Origin of the sequence: Acinetobacter sp. EKM10A, from assembly GCF_011075215.1 — a bacterium.
GTDB lineage: Bacteria > Pseudomonadota > Gammaproteobacteria > Pseudomonadales > Moraxellaceae > Acinetobacter > Acinetobacter baumannii.
The window spans coordinates 156761-182423 of the sequence record NZ_JAALLK010000005.1; the positions used below are offsets into that span (position 1 = coordinate 156761).

21 protein-coding genes are annotated in these 25663 nt (G+C 38.6%); 11 read left to right on the forward strand and 10 right to left on the reverse strand.

Annotation, left to right across the window (positions count from 1 at the left end; translation table 11 throughout):
• Nucleotides 1-279: 279 nt before the first annotated feature.
• The 4 genes from G9371_RS08905 to yccS all read right to left on the reverse strand — a co-directional run bounded on the left by G9371_RS08905 (nucleotide 280) and on the right by yccS (nucleotide 6746).
• Complete coding sequence (locus G9371_RS08905) at nucleotides 280-1065, reverse strand: YdcF family protein (RefSeq protein WP_001198171.1); 786 nt, start codon at nucleotides 1063-1065, stop codon at nucleotides 280-282.
• Nucleotides 1066-1191: 126 nt separating this feature from the next.
• Entirely contained in the window at nucleotides 1192-3738 is a 2547-nt protein-coding gene (locus G9371_RS08910; protein ID WP_029424816.1) for a PepSY domain-containing protein, read from the reverse strand.
• 157 nt (nucleotides 3739-3895) lie between these two features.
• A complete protein-coding gene (locus tag G9371_RS08915; RefSeq protein ID WP_000125649.1) occupies nucleotides 3896-4471 on the reverse strand; it encodes an SdpI family protein in 576 nt (191 codons plus the stop codon).
• Between the two features lie 100 nt (nucleotides 4472-4571).
• Complete coding sequence (gene yccS, locus G9371_RS08920) at nucleotides 4572-6746, reverse strand: YccS family putative transporter (protein ID WP_029424815.1); 2175 nt, start codon at nucleotides 6744-6746, stop codon at nucleotides 4572-4574.
• Nucleotides 6747-6873: 127 nt separating this feature from the next.
• On the opposite strand from yccS, the gene G9371_RS08925 reads away from it, so the two are divergent.
• Nucleotides 6874-8088: a multidrug effflux MFS transporter gene (locus G9371_RS08925; protein WP_000003698.1), complete on the forward strand. Its 1215-nt coding sequence runs from the start codon at nucleotides 6874-6876 to the stop codon at nucleotides 8086-8088.
• 27 nt (nucleotides 8089-8115) lie between these two features.
• On the opposite strand, the gene G9371_RS08930 is transcribed toward G9371_RS08925, so the two are convergent.
• Complete coding sequence (locus G9371_RS08930) at nucleotides 8116-8820, reverse strand: nitroreductase (RefSeq protein WP_029424814.1); 705 nt, start codon at nucleotides 8818-8820, stop codon at nucleotides 8116-8118.
• 510 nt (nucleotides 8821-9330) lie between these two features.
• Between G9371_RS08930 and G9371_RS08935 the strand changes: the two genes are divergently transcribed.
• From G9371_RS08935 to G9371_RS08965, 7 genes are all read left to right on the forward strand, one after another.
• Nucleotides 9331-9534 carry a hypothetical protein gene (locus G9371_RS08935; RefSeq protein ID WP_029424813.1) on the forward strand — a complete coding sequence of 68 codons (204 nt, stop codon included), beginning with the start codon at nucleotides 9331-9333 and terminating at the stop codon, nucleotides 9532-9534.
• Nucleotides 9535-9716: 182 nt separating this feature from the next.
• A complete protein-coding gene (locus G9371_RS08940) occupies nucleotides 9717-9857 on the forward strand; it encodes a hypothetical protein (protein WP_000490937.1) in 141 nt (46 codons plus the stop codon).
• Nucleotides 9858-9956: 99 nt separating this feature from the next.
• Nucleotides 9957-11432 carry an alanine/glycine:cation symporter family protein gene (locus G9371_RS08945; protein ID WP_001005337.1) on the forward strand — a complete coding sequence of 492 codons (1476 nt, stop codon included), beginning with the start codon at nucleotides 9957-9959 and terminating at the stop codon, nucleotides 11430-11432.
• 168 nt (nucleotides 11433-11600) lie between these two features.
• Entirely contained in the window at nucleotides 11601-12572 is a 972-nt protein-coding gene (locus G9371_RS08950) for a patatin-like phospholipase family protein (protein WP_000811534.1), read from the forward strand.
• A 197-nt stretch (nucleotides 12573-12769) separates the two neighbouring features.
• Nucleotides 12770-14005 carry a threonine ammonia-lyase gene (locus G9371_RS08955; RefSeq protein ID WP_029424812.1) on the forward strand — a complete coding sequence of 412 codons (1236 nt, stop codon included), beginning with the start codon at nucleotides 12770-12772 and terminating at the stop codon, nucleotides 14003-14005.
• A 236-nt stretch (nucleotides 14006-14241) separates the two neighbouring features.
• A complete protein-coding gene (gene sbmA / locus G9371_RS08960) occupies nucleotides 14242-15435 on the forward strand; it encodes a peptide antibiotic transporter SbmA (protein WP_002041898.1) in 1194 nt (397 codons plus the stop codon).
• A 268-nt stretch (nucleotides 15436-15703) separates the two neighbouring features.
• Nucleotides 15704-17752, forward strand: coding sequence for a M13 family metallopeptidase (locus tag G9371_RS08965; protein WP_005122783.1), 2049 nt, complete (start codon nucleotides 15704-15706; stop codon nucleotides 17750-17752).
• 41 nt (nucleotides 17753-17793) lie between these two features.
• Here G9371_RS08965 and G9371_RS19130 read toward each other — a convergent pair whose 3' ends face one another.
• Nucleotides 17794-18543 (reverse strand): DUF4850 domain-containing protein, encoded by a 750-nt coding sequence (locus G9371_RS19130; RefSeq protein WP_000735826.1) that lies wholly within the window; start codon nucleotides 18541-18543, stop codon nucleotides 17794-17796.
• Between the two features lie 124 nt (nucleotides 18544-18667).
• Here G9371_RS19130 and G9371_RS08975 point away from each other — a divergent pair, with 124 nt between their 5' ends.
• The gene (locus tag G9371_RS08975; RefSeq protein ID WP_029424811.1) at nucleotides 18668-19735 is read left to right on the forward strand and encodes a DUF1176 domain-containing protein; all 1068 of its coding nucleotides are present in this window, start codon (nucleotides 18668-18670) and stop codon (nucleotides 19733-19735) included.
• A gap of 83 nt (nucleotides 19736-19818) precedes the next feature.
• Nucleotides 19819-20337: a hypothetical protein gene (locus G9371_RS08980; protein WP_000086443.1), complete on the forward strand. Its 519-nt coding sequence runs from the start codon at nucleotides 19819-19821 to the stop codon at nucleotides 20335-20337.
• 78 nt (nucleotides 20338-20415) lie between these two features.
• Here G9371_RS08980 and G9371_RS08985 read toward each other — a convergent pair whose 3' ends face one another.
• The 4 genes from G9371_RS08985 to gatC form a co-directional block, all read right to left on the reverse strand.
• Nucleotides 20416-20994, reverse strand: coding sequence for a DJ-1/PfpI family protein (locus G9371_RS08985; protein ID WP_000037732.1), 579 nt, complete (start codon nucleotides 20992-20994; stop codon nucleotides 20416-20418).
• Nucleotides 20995-21164: 170 nt separating this feature from the next.
• On the reverse strand, nucleotides 21165-22634 hold the full coding sequence (gatB, locus tag G9371_RS08990; RefSeq protein ID WP_000796648.1) for an Asp-tRNA(Asn)/Glu-tRNA(Gln) amidotransferase subunit GatB: 1470 nt from the start codon (nucleotides 22632-22634) through the stop codon (nucleotides 21165-21167).
• Nucleotides 22634-24112 (reverse strand): Asp-tRNA(Asn)/Glu-tRNA(Gln) amidotransferase subunit GatA, encoded by a 1479-nt coding sequence (gatA, locus tag G9371_RS08995; RefSeq protein ID WP_029424810.1) that lies wholly within the window; start codon nucleotides 24110-24112, stop codon nucleotides 22634-22636. Before gatA ends, gatB begins: the two co-directional genes overlap by 1 nt.
• A 53-nt stretch (nucleotides 24113-24165) precedes the next feature.
• Nucleotides 24166-24480, reverse strand: coding sequence for an Asp-tRNA(Asn)/Glu-tRNA(Gln) amidotransferase subunit GatC (gatC, locus tag G9371_RS09000; RefSeq protein WP_000107699.1), 315 nt, complete (start codon nucleotides 24478-24480; stop codon nucleotides 24166-24168).
• A 133-nt stretch (nucleotides 24481-24613) separates the two neighbouring features.
• On the opposite strand from gatC, the gene G9371_RS09005 reads away from it, so the two are divergent.
• Entirely contained in the window at nucleotides 24614-25654 is a 1041-nt protein-coding gene (locus G9371_RS09005) for a rod shape-determining protein (RefSeq protein WP_000601379.1), read from the forward strand.
• Nucleotides 25655-25663 lie beyond the last annotated feature (9 nt).

A 25663-nucleotide genomic window follows, 5' to 3' on the forward strand; every position in this document is an offset into this window, starting at 1 on the left:
GCTTAGCTCAGTTGGTAGAGCGTCTGCCTTACAAGCAGAATGTCGGCGGTTCGATCCCGTCAGCGCCCACCATAATTTTTTCAAATTTAAAAAATTAAACACGCTAATTTATTTAGTGTTTTTTGCGTTTCTGCTCTTCCTATTTTTTATCTATCTATTTTATCTTTTTTGGTTAACCCTCTCTTTTCCATACTTAATTTTTGAGTTCAAATTATTATTACTATCGAGTTTAACTAAAGCTGCCATGCTGTAACGCAATAGCAGCTTTCTGAACCAAGATTAATACTCGTTTAGAAGCCAGCCACTAGCGTATGCAAAATATTCACGTAGCCAAGCGTTGTAGCGAGTAATTAAAGGTGTTTCTGCAGCGACCATATAAACCTGTGTATAGCCTTGTTTCTTTGCAATAGCAGCAGCTCGTGGTGTATGGAAGTCACTTGTAACAATTGCAATAGGTTGATTAACACTAATATGAGCTTGTTCAAGTAAAGGTTTACTATTTTTAAGATTAAGTTCTGTACTTGTGCTTTTGTCTTCAAGGATCATTCGATCTTTTGCTATATGAAAATGTTGTTCCAAGTAGCGTGACATGACTAATGCTTCAGGTTCTTTTTCTGAAAAGTCTAAACCTCCTGTTAAAATAACCTTTGCTTGCGGTTGTGAAAGAGCAACTGGAGCTGCTGTGTCAAGACGCTTTGCAAGAATAGCTGAAGGCTGTCCATTTTCGACGCCACTACCTAAAACAATAATTGCTTTAACTGCGGGAAGATTTTGACTTGCGTCTTTATTTTCTTTAATAAAATTAAAAAAATAGCCTAAGCTAATTAACCAAATCCAGAAACACAACCATCCAAAACGCCAAAGAGTATGAAGCCGATAGTGATAGAAGAAAAACCGTTCTAAATGATAATAAAATAATGCATAAAGACAGAAGAATGCTCCTAAAACTAAAGGAACAAGTGTGCCTACATGAATTTTATTTAGAAAAGCTAGAAATAAGCCGTCCAAAAATAAAATTGAACCAATGACTGCTAAGAAAATCCGAATCCACTTACTGACTTGCATTGTGTTTAAAGCTGCAATTTAAATTGCAGACAGTGTATGCAAAATCATTCCAAATTCAATGCTGATTGTAATAAAAAGCCGAGTAAAGCATTTTGGCTATTACTCGGCTTTGTTATTTATTGATATTTAATAAACATCACGGCGATAACGGCCTTGTTGTCTTAACTCATCGACTTGTTCTTCGCCTAAAATATGAATAAGTGCTTGATCGACTCCACTTGCCATTCCATCAATACTGCCGCATACATAGAGTACTGCACCGCGTTCAATCCAGTTGATTAACTCCGCTGCATTTTGTCGGATGATATCTTGAACATAAACACGTTGTTCTTGATCACGTGAAAATGCAAGATCAAGTCGTTTTAACATTCCCATCGTTTGCCAAGCTTCAATAGTTGATGCATAGAAGAAATCATGAGTGCGTTGGCGTTCACCGAAAATTAGCCAGTTTTCAGTATAGTTATGGCGAGTTCGTGTATGAAGTAAGCTCATTAAACCCGCGATTCCCGTTCCATTACCAATACAAATAATTGGACGATTATCATCAATTAAATGAAAAGACTCATTGGTACGGATACGCAGTGCAACATTTTGATTAATTTCTGTATGTTGAGTCAGCCAACCTGATCCTAAACCTAAATCACCAGACTCATCATATTGTTGACGAACAACTAGACGTAATACTTGCTGAGAAGGGATGCTAGCAATTGAATATTCTCGCGTTGGTAGGGTAGGAAGTTGTTCTAGTAAATGGTCCAGATTGGCAAACGGTTCAATTTCACCAGTTAAATCTTTATTCCAAAGTGCCTTTTCAATAGAAACCTGTAGCGAGTCTACCACTGCATTTTTAAGAATGTGAAGATGCTGTAAAAACTTATTAATACGTTCAGGGCTGTTACCTGGTTGTATTTCAGCAATGTCTCCAGCTTGCCATATAGCTTCATGATTGGCAGTAAGTTCAATATTGTAGGCAGGCTGACCTAGACTATTTGGATTGAGTAAATCCCGTTGTTGTAATGTCCAATTATCAAACACTTTTTCGATATTAACAGCATGCAAATCTAGTTTAGTTGCTTTTACAAGTGCCTGATTCCAGGTTTGAATATCTGCCGGATTTGCATTATCTACTTCTATAGTATCGAAGAGGGCTTTGGCACCATTGTTTTTAAGCCATTCATCTACTGTGTGGCCAAAACTACAATAAGTATCCGGATATTCCTTAGAACCTAAAGCTAATACTGCATATTTGACATGTTGAAGTTCTAAATTGGTTTTTAATAACTTTTTAGCAAAATTAGAAGCTAAGTCAGGTGCTTCTCCAGTACCATAGGTGCTAATCACAAATAATATTTGTTCATGTTGCTGTAAATCAGCTTCGGTTAGTTGTTGTACAGATTTAACCTGTACTGGTTGATGCGCCTCTTGTAAGCTCGTTGCAGTACTCCACGCGAGTTGTTCCGCAACTCCAGTTTGGGTGGCATAAGTGATTAACCAAGGCTTAGCATTTTGGTCGATATAATGGCCTGCTAAAGACTGGCGAGCCGCTTGAGTAAGTTTTTTCTGCTTACGGCGTTTAAGGTAAAGCATCCATCCGGTAACAAAAAATAATGGCATGGCTAAAGAAGCAAGCATCGCCACAAATTGATAAACTGGTCCGAAGAAACTACCTCGGTGCACAGGTAACATACTGCTCATAATTTTTTGATTAAGCTTTTTATCTTCATAAAGCTCCATTTTTTCAATATTGGCGGTTTTATAGTTATAGACAGCCTGATTACGTGCACGCTCATGTTGTGGCTTTGCATCTACAAAACTTAATTCAATTTTTCCATCATCTTTTTTAGGTAAGTTAACTGTTAAGGTCGAATAATCACGTCCAATCTGATTATTAAAACCACTCCAAGTTTGGTTAAGTGCGGTAATTAGTTGAGCATTATCTAGTTGAATTTTAGGCAATTGATCTTTATTTCGCCCAGATCCACTATGGCCTTGCATTTTAGGTTGTTCTACACCTAATACTTTGAACATACCACTACGCCACCAGTCATATGACCAATATAGACCTGTACATGCAAAAAGAAGATAAAAAACAATAACCCATGTACCTACAACAGCGTGTAAATCCCAAATAAAATTTCGACCTTTAAGTTTGGGCTTAACAGCAAGCCATTGACGTGCAGAGTGCTTTTTCGGCCAGCGTAAATATAATCCGCTCAAAACAAAATATATGAGCATTAAGGCACAAGCACCGGTAATTTGTTTACCGAACTCACCAGCAGTTAAGTTTCGGTGAATTTGTTGTATTAATAAAAGTAGTTTACGACCTTGTACCTCTGGTAATACTTGAGCTGTATAAGGGTTGACCATCATATTGTAGCCGCGTCGTTCGCCTTCTTTTTCAATGTTTACTACAGATGAGGCGGTAGGATCTTTGGCAATTGTAATGCTATTAATTTTAATTTCAGGCTGGATTGTTGTGAAATGCTGGTAAAGCTGAGCAGGGGTAAGCTTAGGCGAGCTTTGTACTTGCACAACATAACTATCTGTATTTACCCATTTTAAAATTTGCTGATCATAAGAATAAATTGCGCCTGTAACACCCATAATGGATAAGATGAGGCCAGCACTAATACCCAGAAACCAATGAATTTGAAATAAAAACTTTTTAAACATGGTCGAATAATGTAAATATGATGGAGATCTTGTAACGAAGTATAGCCGAAGATTGAGTAGATAATATGGATTTTGGAGATAATATTAATTTTCATTATCATTTATTTTTAGCATAATAAAAAACCTCCTATAAAGGAGGCTTTTTAAAGAGGTGAAATTATAAAGTTTTCGGTTCACCTACACTTTCTTTCAAATGCTTACGAATTGTATTGAAAGAAAAGTTTTTAGAGTCCATACGTTTAGGCAATATATATGCACCTTGTTGTTCCTGACCTTTAGGATCTTTTACTTTAAAGTTAACTAAAATAAAGTCAGGGGTGTTGTACCATTCATAGATATTTTTCCATCCGATAGTTCCAACGCCTTCTTGTAAGCCCATTTGCTGGCGCATTACGATACCGTGAGGTTGTACGCCTAAGCGAATACCTTTGATTTCCTGCACAGGAAACTCATTCATCTTACGCTTAACATACCATTCCAGACCATATTTACGACCAAGGTAATAAAGTACTACACAGACAATGGCAACCCAGCAAATCACTGTAGAATAGTTCTTGATAAAGATAAGACCTAAAATCGCAAGGGCTAAAATTACGCCCATAATCGCCCAGATTTTTGTGCTGATTTTATTGGTGCTGCGCCAGATAAGAAGTTGTGCATTACGTTGCTCAGCTTCTGATACCTCGTAAGGAACAGGCTGAAGCGTATAAGCATATAAAGTTTTCGCGGTCATAGTGCAAATAACAAATTGTAAACTGTTTTAAGTTTAGCATTAATTGGCATAAGTCAGGAAAGGATATTATGCCAATTTCATACTAAATTCTGACTCAAATTTATAATGATGCAAGTTCGCTAGCATCATTATCCAGATCATGACTTAGCCGTTGTTTTAACATACTAAATCGATTTAACACACTGAGCATCAACGATAACTGTTGTAAAATAATGAGCGATTTTTGGTCATCTTCATCATTTTGGCTTAAGCGCTGACGTATCGTCTGTAGCATATTTTGTGCCGTAAGATCAGGCATTTCATCTCTTAACAAAGCACCTTGTATATCATCTAATGCTTGATCTAATACGTTAAGAACCGCTTGATCCTGAATCTTTTCTCGATGTGCTCCAAGTGCTGCAATATAACTTAAAAATGTATGATTGAGGCATAAAAATTCAAATATATCGGACTTACGAGTAGGGTCGAAGTCCGGCTCTGTTGCTAAAGTAGAAATAAGCGAAGCGACTTCTGCATCAGTATTATGTGCTGCTCGGCGGACAATACGGTAATTGAGGGCATGATTATGGCCTTCATGATATTGTTTTACCACTTCAGCTAAATAATTACATTGTGCTTGTAAGGAGCGTCGAATACTGCGCGGTAGGCGACGGAATTTCCAGTCAGGCCAAATAAAGGTCACACCAAACCATGCTAAAGCACAACCAATTAAGGTATCAACAAACCTAGGAATAGCTGCAGCGATTGCTGAACCGTCCAGATTAAAGTTAATTAATGCCAAAATAGTAATAAAAGCAGTTGCTTGAGCATATTGCTTACTACGTAACTCGAAAAACAGTACGCCACTCAAAATTAGCATGACTAATTGCCCTTCCACAGAAGGTACTAAAAATACTATGCTAAGGCCGACAATAATTCCGACTAATGTACCCACAATACGTAAACGTAAGCGACGTTTTGTTGCGTTAAAGTTAGGTTGGCTAACAAATAAAGCAGTTAACATAATCCAGTACCCATATTCGATATGGGTCATTTGAATAAATACATATCCAATAAAAAGAACAATCGAAACACGAATGGCATGACGGAACAGTACAGATTCAGGTGTTAGATTTTGTTTTATTCGAACAACAATATCATTCCAACCTTTTAGATCATCATCTTTAAGTTGGTTTTCAGCCTGCTTTACTTTGTCAGACTGAATATGCTGTTCCGTTTCTAAGTTGAGTAATTGTGAGTCAATAGATTTTAAGTTGCGGTATAAGGCAAAAAGAGCATTTACCCACAATAAGTCATACTGCTGATCATCTCTTAACTTTACTAAAGATAAGCGTAAATTCTCGAAACTCTGCTTAAAGCGTTTGTTATGGATATAGGGTTTACGCTGTAAAATACATTCATTTAGCTCTTGGCAAGCTTTACCCTGAATTGCCAAAATGCGCTGAAATCTAAATAAAATATCACTGTGCTGGAAAATTTTAGCTAACTTTTGATAATCGATATGGGCAGAGTCTGCACGTTCATGAATGTCTTGTGCGACAAAATAATAATGTAGGCTACGGCGAGTGCCTTTTTGTCCACGGTCACCCTTTAAACGGGTTAAAAGGGCGGTTTTAAGATCATTAAAAATCGTTATTAATTTGCCATTTTCTAATGAAAGATCAATCATGCTTTGCTGATAACTCGCAGGAGTCATATCGACATCAAACAAATTGGATTTGGCAAATAGAAAGTCGCCTAATGAAGCATAAGAGGCCGCAAGTTTATCTTGAAGTTGGCGAACCGGAAATAATAAAAAGCTAATGGTTGCAATAAGTCCGTACCATGCTGCTCCTGCCACCAAAAGCGCTGGCTGAATATACCACTGGTCAAATAAATGAACTCCCAACATGGTATAAACTGAAACAACCAGACATCCATAAGAAATTGTTGCGTAACGGCGACCTAATGACCCGAGTAAAATCCAGCCAATACAAGAGGCAATCAGCCCTAGCGCAAAAAGTATTGGATAAGGGAAAAGTAATTGCACGGAAGCTGCGGTAATGAAGAAACCAATATAGGTGTAAATCAAATTCATGATTCGCACTGAAAAGCGATCATCAATATCACTTAAACCAGCTGCGACCACACCTAAAGTGAGGGGAATTGTTGCTAATTGATGTCCTAGAAAATAAGGCACGAACGCAGTTCCTGAAAAGGCAATCAGCATCCGCACGTTATACATAAATGATGTGTTATAAGTCGCTCTTTTTAGGCGTTTAAACCAAGATTTCAAATGAAGTCCTTGCTGATCAACCTGAGTGATAAAGGATTTGCGTATTTCTACACCAATGTTGCACAAATCATACGATAGACAGTGTAAGCTTGTCTGTATGCAAATGATTGAAAAATGAAATATCGTTATGTCTGAACAAACAGCCCAGCGTCAATATTCTATTGGCTGGATTATGTTGCTCGCTTTACTCACGGCTTTAGGGCCATTATCCATTGATATGTATTTACCTGCGTTGCCTCAAATGGCCCATGATTTTGGGGTGAGTACGCAAATGGTAGCAAACACATTGCCAGCTTATTTTTTTGGTTTAGCCATTGGACAATTGGTATATGGACCTTTAAGCGACCGTATTGGTCGAAAAAAGCCTCTTTATTTTGGGCTTGCGCTTTATGCAGTTGCAAGCTTGTTCTGTGTGCTCGCTACAAATGAATGGAGCCTTATTGCTGCCCGTATTTTACAAGCCTTAGGTGGTTGTGTGGGGGTGGTTATGGCTCGTGCTGCTATACGCGATAGATTAGATGTGCAAGGCTCGGCACAAGCTTTTTCAAGCATGATGATCGTAATGGGCTTGGCACCTATTTTGGCACCGATGATTGGGGCCTGGATATTAATCTGGTTTCCATGGCAAGCGATTTTTATTGCGCTTTCAATTGTAGGGGCAATCTGTTGGCTATGTGTACATTTCTTTTTTAAAGAAACTTTGGCAATGGATAAGAGGCTCAAGTTATCTCTATATCAAGTGGCTACCTTATATGGTGCTATTTTCAAAGATGCAAGCTTCCGTTTACCTATGTTTGCAGGATGTTTAACAGGTGCAGCATTATTTTGTTATATCAGTTCAGCTCCAGCCGTTTTTATGGATCAATATGGCTTAAATCAGCAAGAGTTTGCTTATGTATTCGGGCTCAATGCTTTTGGCATTATGTTAATGTCATCTTTAAATAAGCACTTAACAACACGTGTGGAAATCACTAAGCGCTTAAAAGCAGGTTCAATGGTACAAGTGACAGGTGCAAGCATTGTGTTGATTGCTGGTTTAATTTCTGCAGCACCTTTATGGCTAGTAATGTTAGGACTGTTCTTAGCAATTTCAGGAATTGGTTTAACTGGACCAAATGCTATGGCTCTAGCCATGTCAAAGCAAGGTGCTCGTGCAGGAACAGCCAGTGCAATTATGGGTAGTATGCAATTTGCTTGCGGTTTATTGGGGGGAGTACTGCTTAACTTCCTTATTTGGTCTGCATCACTCAATATGGGAGTAATGATGGTGTTATTTACATTAAGTGGTTTTATTGTTGTTTTAAAAGCGATTCGTCAAGCAAAAAGCCAATCACTCTCTTGATTTTAAGAGAGTGATTGGCTTGCATCTTTAATCAAGAAAAACTGCAAAATTCTCAACAGGCTCTCTAGGCGTAATAAAGGTATTCACAATATGTTCAGGCTCGGCATGACCTAGTGCAATTGCACATACCAACTCTTCGTCATCTGCTGCGCCTAAAATATCTAATACTAGCGGATGGAAATGGTTCCAAGCTGCTTGAGGGCAGGTGTCTAATCCCCGAGCCTTGGCAGCGACCATGACATTTTGAATCATCATGGCGATATCCATTTTGGAACCAATTCCCATTGCTTTATTGACTGTAAAGAAAATTCCGACTGGAGCATCAAACAGTTTGAAGTTACGTAACTGCTGAGCAGCCATTTTTTCTTTTTCACCTTTTTTAATATCTAACAAACCGTAGAGCCCCCAACCATTTTCACGGCGGCGGTCAATAAAAGGAGAGACCCATTTTTCAGGGTAATATGCAAAAGTTTCTTTATATTGCTCTGCAAGTTCGGGATTTTTGGAAACCTCAATCTGTGCTGCACAAACACGCTCTACCATTTCATTACGTTTATGACCTGTGACTACATAAACTTTCCATGGTTGAGTGTTGGTACCGGAAGGTGCTCGACTTGCGACTCTTAATATATCTTTAATGACTTCTGGCTCAATGGGAGTGCTTAAAAAAGCACGGACAGAATGTCGAGAGGTAATTGCTTCGTCAACAAGGCGGACTTGTTCCAAATTCATGAGTACTCCTGATCTTTTCCCTCAATATTTAATACTTTTTGAGATGCAATTTCATCTGCTGAAATTGCTGTATTTATAAGCAAAAAATATTAGAAAACAGATATCCTTATATATATGATTAATGACTTGGGTAAGACATGATGTCTGCTCAATGATAATTCGAATATGCCACTTTAGGCTTAAAATGGTAAAGTGGTGTGACTTTGATAGTCATTCAATTAAAGCCAAAATAAGGGTTGAGTAAAAATCGCTCAATTAGAAAAAAGGTATAATATGTTTAAAAACAGTACAAAACAGATGTTTTTGTATAAAAAATAATCTTAAGTTGCATAAACTTTTAATGAAAAACATACACAAAATTTTAAATTTCTGCATAATACCGACTTTTTTACGCAGGTATGATTTCTCCATACTCACGTTAGGAAAAAAGTAGTGGCTGCAAATAAAATACTTTTACAGAAAGGATTTTGTGCAGAAATGGAGAAATACACGAGGTATAAGGAGCTTTACATGAGTTTACCGCTCATCAACAAGCAGTTCATGAAACAAGGATTGGCGATTACCATTGCAACCATGAAAATGAACGTAACTCACGCAACTACTGAGCCACAAGAAATACAACAGCTTGGTACGGATCTCAATGCACTCTTCTTTAATGAAAAAGAAAAGGGCATAGATAGTCGTGTTATGACGATGGCTTGTTACAGTCTTTGAAATTTAAATCCAGTTTAGACATTCGCCCAAAAGTATATGTAAATATGCTTATTGGCTTAAATCCAGTTTTTATAACTCGATTAATTGATGGGAATCATTAAACGAGCTGATTTAGCGGTGGTCATTTGTTAGTTTCCAAGTTTGTAGCCGAGTCGATGCATTCTGTTCACCCAAATGGGAATATGTTCAGTGGTGCGATGAATTTATTTTATCTGAAGGGTGCTTTCTCTCATGTAACCTTCAAAGGCTTAGTGCTGGGCATGATGTTGCTTAAACTTGTGACGGTAATTGCTATTCAAGTGACATTAAAAGTTTTTCCTTAAATGTACTGAAGAAGTCCCTATTTTTAGGGGCTTTTTTGTTTATTGCAGTATTTTGGCTTGTGCTAATAGCACATTAGCAAGAACGTAAGCGGACCGAGTATGAATGAACAACTCAATGCCACACTGATGTCGTGGGTACAATTTTTTAATGAACCTTTATGGGATTTTCTGGTTATTTTCTTGCTGGCCGTCGGTATTTTTTATACGGTCTTAACAGGAGCAGTGCAAATTCGCATGTTCTTGCAAAGTATTCGTGTTATGAAAAGCAGCCGTACAGAAGGCGAAGATGAGCATGGCCTTACACCTTTCCAAGCGTTTGTAACTGGTCTTGCGAGCCGTGTTGGGGTGGGTAACATTGCTGGTGTGGCAATTGCGATCGCAATTGGTGGCCCGGGCGCCGTGTTCTGGATGTGGGTAACCGCTGTACTTGGTATGAGCTCTGCTTTTATCGAATCTACTCTTGCTCAACTTTTTAAGGTGAGAGACAGTAATAGCAAGCAATTCCGCGGTGGTCCAGCCTACTATATTACTCAAGGTTTACGTAGTAAAACTTTTGGTGTGATCTTCGCGTTAGCATTGATCTTTACTTATGGTTTTGTATTTAACTCAGTTCAAATCAATGCAATTGCTAATGCATCTTCACATGCTTGGGGTTGGGATAAAGCTAATCTTATTGCGCATTTAGGTGGTGTTGATTTAGAAATTTCATGGGTTGGTCTTGCTCTTGTTGTGATGGTTGCATTAGCAATCTTTGGTGGTATTAAACGTATCGCTAAATTCGCAGAGATGTTTGTTCCTTTAAAAGCAGGCCTTTATCTCTCTGTAGCGTTATATATTGCATTAAGCAACTATGCGATTTTACCTGATGTTTTAAAACTGATTGTGACTGAAGCTTTCCACTTTAATGCTGCGGCAGGTGGTTTCTTCGGTGCTGCTGTATCAATGGCAATGATGCAAGGGATTAAGCGCGGGTTGTTCTCAAACGAAGCAGGTATGGGTTCTGCACCAAATGCGGCGGCTGCGTCTGATGTAAAACATCCTGTAAACCAGGGTTTGGTACAAATGCTTGGTGTATTCGTAGATACATTCATTGTATGTACAAGTACAGCAATCATCATTTTAGTTTCTGGTGTTTACCAAGATGCTGGTTTCGTCGGGGTTGAATTAACCCAACGTGCACTAGAGACTCAAGTGGGGCACTGGGGAGCTGACTTCTTAGCTGTTCTATTATTCTTGTTCTGTTACTCAGCTGTACTAGGTAACTATGCTTATGCAGAAAGTAACGTACAGTTCATTAATAACAACCCGAAAGTCATGTTCATCTTCCGTATTTTTGTATTGGTGATGGTGTATTTCGGTGCAATTGGTAGTGTGCCATTAGTATGGTCAATGGCAGACTTGTTTATGGGTATTATGGCTACCATTAACTTGGTCGCAATTTTACTCTTAACCCCAATGGCTCGTACTTTGTTGAAAGATTACCGAGCGCAATTGAAGCAAGGTATTAAAGAACCTGTATTTAAAATTAATAAATATCCAGAGTTGAAGAAAAAAGTCGATTCAGATATTTGGTAATTTTGTAAGAAAAGCCTCTTAGAAATAAGGGGCTTTTTTTCGGCATAATAAAAACACTTGAGTATAAAAATTAAACATGACAAATTAAATAAATTCACTACAGCATTTCACAAAACGAGCAACTAAAATTGCAATTCGAAAATTAACGTCATAGTGCAAAGATGGGCCATGAAACAGCTTAAATTGTGGGTTCTCGGACTTTCTATGGTGTTGGCCGGGTGCCAAACCACCTCACACTTATCTGCCTTAAAACCGCAAACGGCAGAGGCATACTCACGTTTCGTCGATCAGCCTTTTGCACAGCTTAAGAAGCAGCATAAGAAACCAGTAGTCGCATTAGTACTAGGTAGTGGTGGTGCACGAGGTTATGCACATATTGGTGTTATTGAAGTTTTAGAACAGCATGGTATCCGTCCTGATTTCATTGTTGGAACCAGTGCAGGAAGTATTGTCGGAGCAATTTATGCGAGTGGAAAAACGCCTGATGAACTTCGCGATACTGCATTGAAAATGAAAGCGGCTGATGTTCGTGACATCAGTATTGGTTTAAAAGGTTTTTTCGATGGCAAAAAAGTTGAAGACTACGTAAATCAGCAAGTAAATAACTTGCCGCTCGAAAAAATGAAAATTCCGATGTATGTAGTGGCAACAGAGCTAAAGCATGGCACCAAAACCGTATTTAATTATGGCAATACGGGACAGGCCGTGAGAGCATCAGCCTCAATACCAAGCATGTTTGTACCGACTAAAATTGGTAAATCTGAATATGTAGATGGCGGTTTAGTCAGTCCGGTACCTGTTGAAGTAGCCCGTGATTTAGGAGCCGATGTCATTATTGCTGTCGATATTCTGGCTCAACCCATTTATACGGAAACCTCAAATGTATGGGGACTCTTTAACCAGAATATTAATATTATGCAAGGACGTTTGGCTGCCGAAGAACTTCAATATGCAGATGTAGTAATTCAACCGGATTTAAGAGAAAAAGCACATATTTTTGATGTAAAAGGCCGTGAAGCAACCATGAAGGCAGGCATAGATGCAGCAAATGCAAAACTGTCTGATATTCAGTTTGCGATTGATGAAAAAATAGCTGAACAGAATCTATCTACTGACGGTTTAAGTGCGCAAACGCAATAAATTGAAAGCAAGTATATGAAAAATTAAGTAAAAGCCCGCTAAGGGCTTTTTTGTTGAAAAATAAAAGATTTGTATGTGCTGACAAAAATTTTTGTATAGTGGAGCTATGCTGAAAACTACTCATGACACATATGAGATATTCATGCTATTTTTCAAAAAAATAATTGATTTGTAACATATTGAGGCCAGCTACTTAGATGATTCAGCAACAGGTAAAAAATGAGTTTCCAACATTAGAAAATATACATGCCGCTGCAGAGCGTTTAGATGGTTTAGTTGTTAAAACACCTTTTGTTTTTTCAGAAACCATTTCTAAAACCTTAGGGGCTGAAATGTGGCTGAAATTTGAGAATCTACAGTTTACGGCTTCGTTTAAAGAAAGGGGCGCACTAAATAAACTTTTGAGCTTATCTGAACAAGAAAAACAACATGGTGTAATTGCAGCTTCAGCTGGTAATCATGCGCAAGGGGTCGCTTATCATGCACAGCGCACAGGAGTCACGGCAACTATTGTTATGCCAAAATCGACGCCCAATGTGAAGGTGCAACGAGTACGTGAATACGGTGCGCGTGTTATTTTGCATGGCCAAGACTTTTCGGAAGCTGCTGCTGAAATGCACCGTGTGGCACAAGAAGAATCTTTAACCATTATTCATCCATTTGATGATGCTGAAATTATTGCGGGTCAAGGTACTATCGCACTCGAAATGCTGGAAGCTGTTCCTGATTTAGATATATTGGTCGTACCTGTTGGAGGTGGTGGTCTCATTTCTGGTATTGCGATTGCTGCAAAATCAATAAATCCTAAAATCAAGATTATTGGGGTTCAGTCGGTTGTTTATCCAAGTATGGCGAAACTGCTTTGTAACTATCAACTCGCGGTTTCAATGGGTTCAACGGTGGCTGAAGGTATTGCTGTTAAAACTCCGGGCGAGCTGACCACACAAATTGCTAAGCATTTTGTAGATGATATTGTGGTAGTCACTGAAGATATGATTGAAGAAGCGATTGCGCTATTACTCAACATTGAAAAAACAGTGTGTGAAGGAGCTGGCGCAACTGGAATTGCTGCAATTATGTCTCGTCCCGATCTCTTTTTAGGCCATAAAGTTGGCGTGGTGTTATCTGGTGGCAATATTGATACACGCGTAATGGTTTCAGTTTTACAGCGTCACTTAACTCGTACTGGCCGTATGGTTCGTATTCGCGTTGAATTACCAGATAATCCGGGTGCCTTAGCGCGTCTAACAGCAATTATTGCGGAGCAGGGCGGTAATATTTACGAACTTCGACACGAACGCTTTGCAGCAACAAGCCGTGCTAAAGAAAGTGCGGTGAGTGTCGATATTGAACTAAAAAGCGCTCCAGATCTGGAACCATTAATTCAGGCTATGCAACTTGAAGGCTATATTGTTCGTAAAGAAGAGATTTAAACGTACATATGGCTGTGATATAAAAACTGTATATGGCTCTTAGGGGAGCCATATACAAAGCAATTTAAACGGATTAAATTGCATAAAGGGATGAATTTACAAAAAAACGATCAAATCCTTCAATGAAATGGGAAAAATTGACAATTCTCTAAACTTTAGCCTTCACAATTTTAAGGTTTAGGTTTTAGTATTCCTTTCATTGTAAATTTGAAGAAATATAGGGATATCAACACTCAATGTTCAAATCATTTTTTCCATCACCACGGTATTTCTTTATATCTGCGGTTATTTGGATCGCGCTTAATATGGTGCTTTGGTATTCTGGTGGTAGTACATGGGGGAGTTTCATTGGATTCCATCAGGGTTACCATAGTGAACAATTACCAATTGGTGTTAGCCGCTTCTGGTCTCCGACTTTTATATGGTTTTATATTTGGTTCCTAGTTTCTACAGCAATTTTTGCAGGGTTTTGGAGAATTATTTCTAATCATCCATGGCAACGTTGGTCAGTTTGGGGCTCTGCTTTTATTTTATTTAACATCTGGTTTGGCGTGCAAGTCAGTGTTGCCGTTAATGCATGGTATGCACCTTTTTATAATCTTATTCAAGCAATGCTAGATCATGGTGGCGGTGATATTAATAAGCTATATAGCGGAACAGTTACTTTTCTTTTAATTGCCATGGTTGGCGTGACTTTAGCCGTGATTAATGCATTTTTTGCTAGCCATTATGTATTTCGTTGGCGTACGGCTATGAATGAATATTATACAGAGCATTGGGCGAAACTTCGCCATATTGAAGGTGCTTCACAGCGTGTGCAAGAAGACACCATGCGTTTTGCATCTGTTTTAGAAGATTTAGGCGTAAACTTCATAAAGGCAATTATGGTATTGATTGCATTTTTACCTATTCTATTTGAACTTTCTAAGCAGGTTAAAGTATTACCTATTGTAGGAGAAATTGATCATTCATTAGTATGGGCAGCAATTGTATGGGCTATTTTTGGTACAGTTCTACTCATGGTGGTTGGTATTAAATTACCCGGTCTACAATTTAATAACCAGAAGGTAGAAGCTGCTTATCGTAAAGAGTTGGTTTATGGCGAAGACTATGAAGAACGGGCACAGCCAAAGACATTAAAAGAATTATTCTCAAAAGTCAGATTTAATTATTTTCGATTATACCTTCATTATTCTTATTTTAATCTGGTTAGTATCTGGTATCTACAATTAGATATTTTATATAGCTTGGTTGTTTTATTTCCGTCTATTGCAGCAGGTAAAATGACATTAGGCTTAATTACGCAAATTAGTAATGTCTTTGATAAGGTCCGTGAATCATTCCAGTATTTAATTACTTCATGGAAAACAATCATTGAACTACTTTCAATTTATAAGCGTTTGAGAACATTTGAAGATACTTTAAATTAAAAGTAATCATCATTCTTTAAGGTGCCTTGATTCAAGCCAGGGCATCTTTAAAATATTGAGTATTTAGTAAAATAACCTGTTATGTATGGCTCTTTATTTATAATTTTGATTTATATAATAAAATATATTTTTTGAAATATTATATTTTCGCGGTATAGAATTTGCTTCTATATTGATTTTAATTTTGCTATTCGCTTAATTAATAAAAAAATAATCAATTTAAATCATTGTTTTAGATTATTAAATATTTAAATACGAGGTTAAGTCTTTGAAATCTATTTTACTTAAAAGTGCTCTTACGATTGCACTTATGTCTTCTGCTAATTTGGTACGTGCGGAATTAGTGACAACTTCTCAAATCAAAAAAATATCAGGTATAGATCAACAATATATTGATTCTTCTATTAGTGAAAAGAACGATTTTTATGCTCATGTAAATGGTATTTGGTTAAAAAATACTGAAATCCCAGCTGATAAAGCAAATTGGGGAGCTTTTAATCAGCTCCGTGAGTTATCAATCAGTCAAGTACATGGGATTGTAGAAGAGCTATCTAGAAAAAAATGGGCGGATGGTAGTTTAGAGCAGAAAATAGCTACTTTATATGCGAGCTTTATGGATGAAAAAGGCATTGAAAAGCAAGGTATTATCCCCCTACAAGCTGAGCTACATCAAATTGATAGCTTGAAAAATAAGAAGCAAATAGCAGTTTTAATGGCCCATTTTGCTCGTATTAATGTTAATAGCCCGATTGGCTTAGGCATTGAACAGGATATGAAAAAATCTACCGAAATGGTGGCTGGATTGGAGCAAAGTGGTTTGGGTCTACCTGACCGCGATTATTATTTAAAAGATGATAAAAAATTTATCGAAACTCGTGCACAGTATTTAAAGTACATTGAAAAAACTTTATCACTTGCAGAAGATTCACAAGCCGCGCAACATGCTCAGGAAATCTTAAAACTTGAAACTCAGTTAGCACGAATACAGTGGAGCAATGTACAAAACCGTGATCTTGCAAAACGCTACAATAAATACAAACTCGCAGATTTGTATAAATTGACCCCCGATTTTGATTGGCAAGGTTATCTAACTGCAACTGAATTAAAAGGAAAAATTGATACTATTCAGGTAAATCAGCCAGATTACTTTCAGGGCTTAAATACAATTATTCAAGATACACCCTTAGATATATGGAAAGCTTATTTTAAACTGCATTTGATCAATAATTTTTCTCCATTACTAAATAGCGCTTTTGTAGATAATAAATTTGATTTTTATAACAAGACACTTCGAGATATTACTGAACAAGAAGCGCGTTGGAAGCGTGGTGTACAGCTTGTTGATAAGGTGCTGGGAGATGGTATCGGCAAACTTTATGTTGAAAAATACTTTCCAGCTGAGAAAAAACAACAGATGGAATTATTGGTTCAAAATCTGATTCGTGCTTATGACCAAAGCATTACAGAATTGGACTGGATGAGTCCTGCAACGAAAATACAAGCTCGTAAAAAGCTTTCTCACATGTCAATAAAAATCGGGTATCCAAAAAAGTGGCGTGATTATTCTGACCTGCACATCGCTAAAAATGATTTAGTTGGGAATATAATTCGGGCAAGTGAGTTTAAATATCAATATGAACTTAATAAATTGGGTAAGCCGGTTGATCGTGATGAATGGTATATGAAACCACAAACGGTGAATGCCTATTACAATCCATCATTGAATGAAATTGTATTTCCAGCAGCGATATTACAACCACCTTTTTTTAATATAAACGCAGACGATGCAGTGAATTATGGTGGTATAGGCGCTGTGATTGGCCATGAAATTAGTCATGGCTTTGATGATCAGGGTAGCCAGTTTGATGAATTGGGCAATATGAGAAACTGGTGGAATGCTGAAGATCACCAGCATTTTAAAGCTAAAACACAAGCGTTGATTGAACAATATAACCGTTATGAACCGATTGCTGGTTATCATGTTAATGGTGAATTGACATTAGGTGAAAATATTGCAGATAACTCTGGATTAGCAATTGCCTATAAGGCCTATCAAATTGCATTAGGCGGTAAGCCCGCCCCTGTAATTGATGGACAAACTGGGGAGCAACGTTTTTATATGGGGTGGGCTCAAGTTTGGCGTGCGAAAACCCGCGAAGCTCAAGCGATTATCTATTTAAAAACTGATCCTCACTCTCCTGATAAAGTACGTGGTAATGGAGCTTTAATGAATCAAAAACCATTTTATGAGGCTTTTAAAATAAACGAAGATGATCAGATGTATTTACCACCAGAGAAACGGGTAACTATTTGGTAATTAAGAAAGCCCGCGAAAGCGGGTTTTTTATGGTTATTGATTTAATGGGTTGCGTTATAAAAATTAAGGATAGGGCCAACTAGAAACTGCTGCGACTTATCTAAGGTGACTTGAATCTCTTTATAGTTAAAAGTGTCTTCATCATCATACTTGGCAATACCATGGGTTTTATTGTTCACTTGAGGAATTTGGTAGCTAAAAAAAGCGACTTTTTTAGAGGGATGAACAATATTGATAAGGTTTTTAGGGTCTTTAAAACCACCATATTCATTTTCAAGACTTTCTTTTAATAGTTCAGGAAAATAAAGCGTTGCATTGGGTAATCCACATCCAACGCAAAATGAAGAGTCATAAAGCTTTATCGCTTGCTTTTGATCTGGACTCATGATTAGAGCAAAACCAGTTCCATTTGCGCCTGCATTTGCTTGAATATCTTGCCAGTTACGTGGAACAAGTACTACACCTACTTCAGGTAATGCAAGAAGCTTTAATTGCTTGGCATGTTGAGCATCAAGTTTAAAATTAAAACTACAGCTTTTAAGCGTACATTTTTCAAAATTTTTAAGTAAACCATCTTCTATTGGGTTTTGTGCCGTAACGCCATAAAAAGGGACTACAACGCCGTTTAAAAATTTTGCCTCTCCAAGAGCATAGAATTGATTGTCTGCTTTGCGGGTTGCAGCAGAGTTATAAAATTTGGGGAAATGAGGAGTAAAGCTTTTTACTTCTGCATAAGCAGTTGAATTTAGGCTGACTAATGTTGCCCATAATAAAAAATTTAGTTTTTTCATTTTTAGAAAGTAATCAATTTAAATCTTATATAAATCTAACATATTCTTTTAAACTAGACGGTAACTCAAAATTTAACACCGTTGTTAACTTCATAATAAAACAGACGTGTAGAGACATGAAAAAATGAAAAATATACTTTCAATTTGTTGTTTGGCAGTAATAAGTTCTTATAGTTTTGCTCAAGATGTAAAAGGTATTTCATTTTCTCACCAAGAGTGGGAAATCTCTTGCAGTAATACGGGCACCTGTAAGGCCGCAGGATATCAAAATGAAGAAAATGGTGATAATCCCGCTTCAATTTTATTAACACGTAAAGCAGGCCCAAAACAACCTGTGCAGATTGAGTTTGCTTTGTCTGACTATGAACAAAGCATACCTGCAAACCAGCTTAAAAATATCCATTTTTATATAAATGGCAAAGATTTAGGTGCGGTGGGTGTGGACGGTACTGAGCTGCCAATTATGGGTAAGCTAAACAGCTCGCAAGTCAATGCTCTACTACAGCAGTCGAAACAGAAGACCGAAATTTTATTTAAAAATACACAGCATAAATGGAAAATTTCCGATGCTGGGATGACTGCCGTATTATTAAAGATGGATGATTTTCAGAAGCGTATAGGGACTGTTGGTGCTTTGGTTAAAAAGGGCAGTGCCAATGAAAATCAAGTGCTTATGCCTGAACCAAAACTAGTTGTGAAGCGTATTAAGACTTCAACCAAACCTTATTTAACTTTACAGCCTAAAAATAAACAGTACCAAGCAATACACCATAGTTTGATAGCTGCTAAACCGAATCCGAAAGAAGACGGCTTTTGTGAAGGTATTTATGGTGGTAATAGTGATGGAGCCGAACCACAGAAAATTGAGCTATATAAACTAACCAATAAGAAAGTTCTGGCGACTACATTGTGTTGGAGAGGGGCTTATAACGAAGGGTATGGGGCATGGGTACTCGATGAGTCTTTAAACGGTAAGGCTGCGTTTGTAACTGAGTCCGCCTCAGATTTTGATAGCGGTATTATTAGTAGTGCTCAAAAGGGACGAGGCATTGGAGATTGCTGGGCAAGTGAAGAATGGGTATGGGTCGGCAAGAGTTTTGTGCATACTAAGGATATGTGGACGGGTATGTGTAAAGGCTTGGCAGCAGGTGGAGTGTGGGAGCTTGATCGCATTGAATCAGTCGTAAAGTAAGTATTTTGCGGTTACAGAGTCATAACAGGTAACTTTGGTGACTCTGTGATAAAAAGTACAGATTGTTTATTGGAGCTAGACCTATGTCACGTCATCTTTATGCTATTGCTCGCCGTAAGTTTTCACATCTGAGCCGTTCAATATGTGTGGCGGCGACTGTACTGGGCGCAACACAAATCGCGATGGCTGGTCCAACAGTTGATCAGCTCAGTGATTGTTTAGTTAAAGCAACAACAGCTTCAGATAAAACTACGGTGCTCCAATGGACATTTACAGCTTTAGCGGCTCATCCAGATTTAAAAGCATTTAGTAATGTAACGCCTGAGCAAAAAGATCAGTTAGACCAAAAACTGGCTCAGGTTTTACAGCGGATAATTGTAGAGCAATGTTCTGCTCAGACCAAAGCTGTAATTCAGGCTGAAGGTGTGAAGGCTGTTGGGGAGGCTTTCCAGCAGTTAGGCCAAAGTGCGGGTGAAGATATTGTTAAAGACCCAGCCGTTAAACAGCAGTTGCAGGGCACATTACGTTATATCGATTTAAATAAATTGGTGACAACATTTTTAACACCAGAAATTTGGAATAAATTAGGAATTACAAGATAAAAATCTAGTTTTCTATTTTAGTAATAAAGCCTGCTATCTAAATGCAGGCTTTATTGTATTTGGGGTGAAGAATCTTATTTAGATACTAATCTTAGCGCCTAAAACTTTCACAAATTGTGCTAACCAAGCTGGATGTGCAGGCCAAGCCGGAGCCGTTACTAAATGTCCATCGGTAACGGCATCAGTTACAGCAATGTCTGCATATTGCCCACCTGCTAATTTTACTTCGGCTGCACATGCTGGATAAGCCGAGCAGAGGCGGTCTTTTAAAATGTCTGCTGCAGCGAGTAACTGAGCACCGTGGCATACGGCTGCAATTGGTTTTTTCACTCTATCGAATTCACGTACAATTTCGACAACACGTTCATTCATGCGTAAATACTCTGGCGCACGACCACCTGGGATGACTAAACCTACATAGTCTTCGGTATTAACGGCATCGAAATCATAGTTAATCGCGAAGTTGTGGCCACGTTTTTCGCTATAAGTTTGCTCACCTTCAAAATCATGAATAGCCGTCGCAATATGATCGCCGTTTTTTTTATTTGGGCAAACAGCATGCACGGTATAACCCAAACCAGTTAAGAACTGGAAAGGAACCATAGTTTCATAGTCTTCTGCATAGTCACCGACCAACATTAAAATCTTTTTAGACATGATTTATCCCTCTTTTTAAAATATAAGTGATTTCAATTTTTAATTTAAATTAGCACAGCCGTTATGTGATTTTTTAGAAAAAAGAATATTCTTTAGTCGAAGTGTATCTTGTAGGTCATATAAAAAAGCCCCGATAAATCGAGGCTTTTTTGTTGAGTTAGTTAATGAAATTAACCAATCAATTTTTTCATTAATTCATTTACTTGTGCAGGGTTAGCTTTACCCTTAGAAGCTTTCATGACTTGACCAACAAGACCGTTAAAGGCTTTTTCTTTACCAGACTTGTACTCTTCAACCATTTTTTCATTGGCTGCAAGTACTTCTTTAATGATTGCTTCAATTGCACCCGTGTCAGTTTCTTGCTTTAAGCCTTTTTCCGCAATAATGTCATCGGCAGATTTACCTTCCGATTCCCACATAAAGCCAAAGACTTGTTTAGCAATTTTACCGCTAATGGTGTTGTCAATAATACGCGCAATCATGCCACCAAGCTGTTCAGCAGAAACAGGTGAGTCTGTTAACTCTAGGCCCGCTTTGTTTAAAGCACCAGAGAATTCACCCATTACCCAGTTTGCAGCAATTTTACCTTGCTTCGCACCACCAGCCGCAGCAACAACAGCTTCATAGAAGTCCGCCATTTCGCGTGAGAGCGTAAGTACGTGTGCGTCGTATTCAGTTACGCCAAAGTCTGCAATAAAGCGTGCACGGCGTGCTGCTGGCAACTCAGGCATAGTTGCTTTGATGGCCTCAATTTGCTCATCTGGAATAATTACTGGTAACAAGTCTGGATCAGGGAAGTAGCGGTAGTCATTCGCTTCTTCTTTAGAACGCATAGAACGTGTTTCCATTTTATTTGGATCGAACAAACGAGTTTCTTGGTCAATTTCGCCGCCCCATTCCAAAATTTCCATTTGGCGTTCAATTTCTACATTGATCGCTTGCTCAATGAAACGGAATGAGTTGAGGTTTTTAAGTTCACAGCGTGTACCGAATGGCTGTCCCGGACGACGTAAAGACACGTTACAGTCCGCACGGAATGAACCTTCAGCCATGTTACCGTCAGAAATACCTAACCAACGTACTAGTGTGTGAATTGCTTTGATGTAGGCAACAGCTTCTTCAACCGAACGCATGTCCGGTTCAGAAACGATTTCAAGCAAAGGCGTACCAGCACGGTTTAAGTCAATGCCAGACATACCTTCAAATTGGTCGTGCACAGACTTACCCGCATCTTCTTCAAGGTGAGCACGAGTTACGCCAATGCGTTTAGTCGTACCATCTTCAAGCTGAATATCGATATGGCCCAAGCCCACAATCGGGTTATCCATTTGGCTAATTTGATAGCCTTTTGGAGAGTCAGGATAGAAGTAGTTTTTACGTGCAAATACTGAAGCTTGGTCGATGTAAGCATCAATCCCTAAACCAAAACGAATTGCGAGTTCAACCACTTTTTCATTTAAAACCGGCAATACACCCGGCATCGCCAAGTCTACAAGGCTCGCTTGTGTATTTGGGTCTTGACCAAATTCAGTTGATGAACCTGAGAAAATTTTAGAATTGGTTGCAAGCTGAGTATGAATCTCAATACCAATAACGACTTCCCAACCGTCAATCAATTTCAACTTTTGAGCTTCAGCCATTATGCATTCTCCTCAGCAATTGCCGCACGTTTGGTGTGCCAGTCAGTGTTTTGTTGGTATTGGTGAACAATCGACAACAATTGTGATTCTGACCAGTAATTACCGATTAACTGTAAACCTACTGGTAAGTTGTCTTTATCAAAACCAACAGGAGCATTAATCGCTGGCAAGCCCGCTAAGTTCACTGCGATGGTATAGATATCGCCTAAGTACATTTCAACAGGGTCTAAAGATGCACCGATTTTGTAGGCAGTTGTTGGTGCAGCAGGTGCTGCAATTACATCTACATTTTCAAAAGCTTTTAAGAAGTCTTGTTGAATTAAACGACGTACTTTTTGTGCTTTTACATAGTAAGCATCGTAATAACCCGCAGAAAGCGCGTATGTACCAATTAAAATACGGCGTTGAACTTCTGGACCGAAGCCTTCTGAACGCGAACGTTTGTAAAGATCCATCAAGTCAGCTGGGTTTTCACAGCGGTAACCGTAGCGAACACCGTCATAACGTGACAAGTTAGAAGATGCTTCCGCTGGCGCGATGAGATAATACGTTGGTACATATGCTTCAGTCATGTTGAGGTCGATTTCAACAAGCGTTGCGCCCATTTCTTCAAGCTTTTTCAAAGACTCTTCAACACGTGCTTTTACGTCCGCATCTAAACCTGCAACGTTAAAGTATTGTTTAGGAATACCAATGCGTAAGCCTTTTACAGATGTGTTATTTAGGTTTGCAACGTAATCATCGACTTCTTTTTTAACCGAAGTTGAGTCTTTAGCATCGTGACCTGCAATTACATTCATCAGGTAAGCACAGTCTTCAGCAGAGCGTGCCATTGGACCTGCTTGGTCTAATGATGATGCATAAGCAATGATCCCGAAACGAGATACACGACCATAAGTTGGTTTTAAGCCTGTTAAACCACAGAAAGAAGCAGGTTGACGAATTGAGCCACCTGTATCGGTACCTGTAGCAAATGGTGCTAAATCAGCCGCTACAGCCGCAGCAGAACCACCAGATGAACCGCCAGGAACATGGTCAAGTGCCCAAGGGTTACTCGTTGCACCTACATATGAACTCTCAGAAGTTGAGCCCATCGCAAACTCATCCATGTTCACTTTACCTAAAGTAACCAGACCAGCTGCTTTAGTTTTTTCAACAACGGTTGCATCGTAAGGTGAAATGAAGTTATCGAGCATTTTTGAACCAGCAGTGGTTTTAATACCTTTGGTACAAAAGATGTCTTTGTGGGCAAGAGGAATACCCGTTAAAGCAGTTGCATTGCCAGCTTTTAATGCAGCATCGGCAGCATCGGCTTCGCAAAGTGCCTGTTCTGGAGTAACCGTCACATAGCTCTTAACTTGCGGGTCGATTTTAGCAATACGTTTTAAATAATGTTCAGTCAATTCGCGAGATGAAAACTTCGCTTGGCTTAAGCCTTCAGCAAGTTCGCGAATTGATAAGCGATGTAAATCAGTCATGAGTAAAATTTCTTTACATTCAAAATAGGGAGGATGGGTTGATTGATTGAAAGTTATTCAATCACGCGAGGAACAAGATACAAACCATCTTGAGTTGCAGGTGCAACTGCTTGGTATTCGTCCCGATGATTGCTTTCAGTTACCACATCAGCACGTAAAGGTTGAGGATTGTCAAAAGGACTCTTTAAAGGTTCTACGCCTTCCGTATCAATGCCTTTTAAGGTTTCCATCATGCCTAAAATTTTATTTAGACTTTGAGCATATTCAGCAGATTGCGTATCATTGAGCGACAATCGAGCAAGATTGGCGATTGCTGAAACTGTTTGTGCATTTAAATCTGCTGAATGCTGTGCATCCGATGTAGACATAACATCACCTAATCAGTATTAAAAATTTTCAAAATATCGTGCGTTATAATAAGCGATTGACTTGTTCAAATCATCACATTTAGTTTAAAGTTGCCACCTTGCATCCACATGAAAGTTTAACTGAGAACGAACCGTGATTCTAAAACGACTAATTGGCTTGTTTTCGCCGGATCTAGCCATTGATTTAGGTACAGCAAATACACTTATTTATGCACCAGGCCGCGGCATTATATTAAATGAACCAACAGTTGTGGCAATTCGTCACAGTGGTTCACAAAAAATTGTTGCTGCTGTAGGTCTAGATGCTAAGCAAATGCTAGGCCGTACACCTGCGAATATTTCTGCAATTCGTCCAATGAAAGACGGTGTAATTGCAGATTTTGAAGTGACTGAAACCATGTTGAATCAGTTTATTGGTAAAGTTCACGAAAAACGTTTGTTCCCACCTGCACCTCGTGTAGTTGTATGTGTACCATGTAAATCAACTTTGGTCGAGCGCCGTGCAATTCGTGAAGCCGTATTTAATGCGGGTGCTCGTGATGTACGCTTAATTGAAGAGCCAATGGCTGCTGCAATTGGTGCTGGCATGCCAGTTGAACAAGCATGTGGTTCTATGGTTGTGGATGTTGGTGGTGGTACAACTGAAATTGCAATTATTTCATTGCAAGGTTGTGTCTATGCTGATTCTTTACGTATTGGTGGCGATGTATTTGATGAGCAAATTATCAATTATGTTCGTAAAGCTCACGGTTGCGTAATTGGTGAAACCACAGCTGAAATTATTAAAAAAGAAGTTGGTATGGCTGTTTCTGATGGTACGACATTAGAAATTGAAGTACGTGGCCGTAACCTCGCAGAAGGTGTACCTCGTGCAATTACCGTAACTTCTGATGAAATTACTCAAGCAATTTCTGACCCGTTACAAAGTATTGTAAGCGCGGTGAAATCTGCACTTGAACAAACTCCTCCTGAACTTTCTTCTGATATTGCTGAGCGCGGTATTGTGTTGACAGGTGGTGGAGCGTTACTTCGTAATCTTGATAAATTATTAGCTCAAGAAACCGGTTTACCAGTTGTTGTTGCTGAAGACCCTCTTACTTGTGTAACCCGTGGTGGTGGTAAAGTATTGGAATTCTTCGACAACCCGAACCATGACATGCTTTTCGTCGGTTAAGTTTAAGGA

Excerpts from the sequence above, each read along its gene's own strand:
- gatB (WP_000796648.1), bottom strand. The coding sequence starts at position 22,634 with ATGGCTGAAGCTCAAAAGTTGAAATTGATTGACGGTTGGGAAGTCGTT.
- G9371_RS08945 (WP_001005337.1), top strand. The coding sequence starts at position 9,957 with ATGAATGAACAACTCAATGCCACACTGATGTCGTGGGTACAATTTTTT.
- gatA (WP_029424810.1), bottom strand. The coding sequence starts at position 24,112 with ATGACTGATTTACATCGCTTATCAATTCGCGAACTTGCTGAAGGCTTA.
- G9371_RS08985 (WP_000037732.1), bottom strand. The coding sequence starts at position 20,994 with ATGTCTAAAAAGATTTTAATGTTGGTCGGTGACTATGCAGAAGACTAT.
- G9371_RS08905 (WP_001198171.1), bottom strand. The coding sequence starts at position 1,065 with ATGCAAGTCAGTAAGTGGATTCGGATTTTCTTAGCAGTCATTGGTTCA.
- G9371_RS08935 (WP_029424813.1), top strand. The coding sequence starts at position 9,331 with ATGAGTTTACCGCTCATCAACAAGCAGTTCATGAAACAAGGATTGGCG.
- G9371_RS08980 (WP_000086443.1), top strand. The coding sequence starts at position 19,819 with ATGTCACGTCATCTTTATGCTATTGCTCGCCGTAAGTTTTCACATCTG.
- G9371_RS19130 (WP_000735826.1), bottom strand. The coding sequence starts at position 18,543 with ATGAAAAAACTAAATTTTTTATTATGGGCAACATTAGTCAGCCTAAAT.
- G9371_RS08915 (WP_000125649.1), bottom strand. The coding sequence starts at position 4,471 with ATGACCGCGAAAACTTTATATGCTTATACGCTTCAGCCTGTTCCTTAC.
- G9371_RS08940 (WP_000490937.1), top strand. The coding sequence starts at position 9,717 with ATGTTCAGTGGTGCGATGAATTTATTTTATCTGAAGGGTGCTTTCTCT.
- G9371_RS08930 (WP_029424814.1), bottom strand. The coding sequence starts at position 8,820 with ATGAATTTGGAACAAGTCCGCCTTGTTGACGAAGCAATTACCTCTCGA.
- G9371_RS08955 (WP_029424812.1), top strand. The coding sequence starts at position 12,770 with ATGATTCAGCAACAGGTAAAAAATGAGTTTCCAACATTAGAAAATATA.
- sbmA (WP_002041898.1), top strand. The coding sequence starts at position 14,242 with ATGTTCAAATCATTTTTTCCATCACCACGGTATTTCTTTATATCTGCG.
- G9371_RS08975 (WP_029424811.1), top strand. The coding sequence starts at position 18,668 with ATGAAAAATATACTTTCAATTTGTTGTTTGGCAGTAATAAGTTCTTAT.
- gatC (WP_000107699.1), bottom strand. The coding sequence starts at position 24,480 with ATGTCTACATCGGATGCACAGCATTCAGCAGATTTAAATGCACAAACA.
- G9371_RS08910 (WP_029424816.1), bottom strand. The coding sequence starts at position 3,738 with ATGTTTAAAAAGTTTTTATTTCAAATTCATTGGTTTCTGGGTATTAGT.
- G9371_RS08925 (WP_000003698.1), top strand. The coding sequence starts at position 6,874 with ATGTCTGAACAAACAGCCCAGCGTCAATATTCTATTGGCTGGATTATG.
- G9371_RS08950 (WP_000811534.1), top strand. The coding sequence starts at position 11,601 with ATGAAACAGCTTAAATTGTGGGTTCTCGGACTTTCTATGGTGTTGGCC.